Raw genomic sequence first — 2,613 nt, forward strand, 5'->3', positions numbered from 1 at the left:
AGTTTATTTTCTATGAAAAAGGTCAGCATTTCGCTGACCTTTTTTTATCTGATTATTTTCTATTTACGGCTTTCACAAACACTTGTTGTGCACCTTCAATACCTAGCTCTTTTGCTTCATCAAGCAAAGTGAGCGCTTTCGGAATATCATTCGCTGCGACTGCCGCTTCAATTGAGCTGTAGTAGTAGCTAGTAAGGTCCGTACCTTGGGGAATGTTGTCGTTTTTCGCAACAATCTTAGTATTCACAATATCATTCGCGGATACCGAAAAGCGGAACTGACCGAGTGGGCTATGTTTCGCTAGAGGGTCTGCAATATCTGGCGGCTGAGTGTGACGCGCCATGGCGAAGGCTTTTGCAGGGTGTAAAACTTGTGTACTTCCTTTTAGATCGGCGGAAGTCGTGTAAACCAACACATGCAGATCGTTACCTGTCATGTCTGGAATCACATTGAGATCAAGTACGAATTTATCGTTGTCCAACAGTTTTGCTGGTTCATACTTAAACTTTGAAAAATCTGCTTGGTAAATGGTTTTTCCTGCCGAGTTCATCACTGCGACATTAGGAGCATAAAATTGAAGTTCTTTACTTACGAATGTCTCTAATTTGATATCGAGACTGCCACGGTTACCTGGAAGAGCAAACGCTGCAATAGCGCCAGCACTGTTACCATCCAACAACATTTGGCTTTTATCAGTCAAAGCGAATTCAGTAACCACAGGCACGTTAAGCGGTACCCATTGAATATCACCCGATTGCGTGATCACTTGTTGCTGACCTTTTGGACTCATCTCTACTTGTTCTACAGACGCACAACCAGTAGCCAACATGCCCAGCAGTACGGGAGCAAGCCATTTTTTCATTACTGTCTACCTCGACTCTTTATTGTTTTTTAAATAAATACAGCCAGATAAGTTCTGGCTGTATCATTCTAGGACAATTTAGGACTTAGTGGTTAGATGATTACCACCAAGCTTCAGCTTGTACACCGAACTGGAACGTATCGTCTGAACGACCGTTGTCAAATGTGTTTGAGTTGTCTTCTTTGTCAGCCGTTAGGTAAGAAGCGTAAACACGGATTTCAGGACGAGCCCAGAAGCTAGAGCCAGCAGACCATGCTTGAGCAACAGTTAGCTTACCGTATTTGTTTTCTTCGCCGTCGTTATCGTCGATAGCGTAACCAGCTTCGAAAATAGTTTTGTGGTTGTCATCCCATTTGTACATTGGACGAACAACAACAGACATTGTTTCCCACTTGTCTTGGCCAGCCCACATGTCTTCACCAACACCGTACACTAACTGGTGACCCATTTCCCAGCTGTCGCCCATGCCGATTACACCCCAGTTGATTAGGCGGTAACCAGATGCACCGTTGTCAGCTTCTGCGCCGTACCAGCTACCGTCGCCGTAGAATGCCATTGTTTTAGAGTAACCTTCAGTACCGTACTGAAGCACTGTTTTGTTGAAACCAGCGTCTAGACCTTGAGTCAATTCTGCTGTGAACATTACGCCGTTTTTCGCATCTTTAGTGCCGTTTGGCGCAGCGTCAGTTTCGTTAAGAATTGCGTAGTTCAAGCCCATTTCTAGAGAGCCGTTGTCCCATAGAGGAAGACCTGCGTAACGTACGTCTAGAGTGTTTACGTTTGTTGCGCCACCATCGTTGCCTGGGTCTGCGATATCGCCGCGGTCGTTACGAACCCAAGCGAAAGAAACTTTACCAGGACCAGCTTCGATACCTTCAACACCAGCGCCCGCGCCAGAGATGTTCCAGTAGTAGAAGTCAGAGATATGAATGTCGTGACGTTGGTAGTAGCGTTTACCTGCCCAAAGCGTTGCTTCAGGAGCAAAGTTTAGTAGGCCTTTAGCTTGAACGTTGAACTGACGTAGTGCGAATTGTGCATCGTCTACACATTTCACTTCGCCGTTATCCAAACCACAGTTAGCAGAAGTGCTTTCCCAGTCGTTTGAACCATTAGAAGTCATTGCAACCATAGAGTCTACGTAGAACGTTTTGCCGTTGTTGTTGTAAACTTCTTTACCTAGTTGAATCTCGCCGTAGATATCGCTTTCATTACCTAGACGACCGATCTTGTTCTTTTCGAATGTTAATTGTTGACCACCGTCAGCGTTCACGCCAACGCCAGCACGCATGTAACCGTGGAAATCCACTGCGAATGCAGAACCAGCAGCTAAAGTTGCAGCTACAGCAGCAGCAATTGCACTTACTTTTTTCATTCTTAACTCCATTAAGGGTATTTATAATTCTGTCTTCCCTGCTCACTCTTTTAGGTGAATATAGGCAGTAAAAACACACCTAAAGAAAGAGAGGTAAGATGGGAACGAATCCCCGTTTGTTTCAACAGTTGTGAGATTACCCGAGGCGTACAAGGATGACTTCCTCCGCCCTAAACTAATTTAAGGGGGATGAGAAGGGAGTAGAAAATTTACCGAATGGTGTTTTTTCGAGTCAGATCACCAATCTAGGGAGGAATTAGTAAGTTTGTTCGGTTTTGAGCCGCTACAAAGTGATAGCCATTTCATATTTTTGACTCTAAGCCGTCACATAAAGTAATTAAATTACACGAATATTTTTATATTTAGGGTGGTTGACCTT

The 2,613-nt window shown here is 44.4% G+C and carries 2 protein-coding genes; both read right to left on the reverse strand.

Annotation, left to right across the window (positions count from 1 at the left end; genetic code table 11):
- Window positions 1-52 precede the first annotated feature (52 nt).
- Window positions 53-862, reverse strand: coding sequence for a MalM family protein (locus CAG68_RS21805; protein ID WP_158155535.1), 810 nt, complete (start codon window positions 860-862; stop codon window positions 53-55).
- A 100-nt stretch (window positions 863-962) separates the two neighbouring features.
- Window positions 963-2,234: a maltoporin gene (locus tag CAG68_RS21810; RefSeq protein ID WP_005374784.1), complete on the reverse strand. Its 1,272-nt coding sequence runs from the start codon at window positions 2,232-2,234 to the stop codon at window positions 963-965.
- Window positions 2,235-2,613: the final 379 nt, after the last annotated feature.

The sequence above is a fragment of the Vibrio sp. V42_P2S4T144 genome (assembly GCF_009904715.1).
GTDB classification, from domain to species: Bacteria; Pseudomonadota; Gammaproteobacteria; order Enterobacterales; family Vibrionaceae; genus Vibrio; species Vibrio alginolyticus.

Coding starts and splice junctions, on each gene's coding strand:
- CAG68_RS21805 (WP_158155535.1), bottom strand. CDS start 862: ATGAAAAAATGGCTTGCTCCCGTACTGCTGGGCATGTTGGCTACTGGT.
- CAG68_RS21810 (WP_005374784.1), bottom strand. CDS start 2,234: ATGAAAAAAGTAAGTGCAATTGCTGCTGCTGTAGCTGCAACTTTAGCT.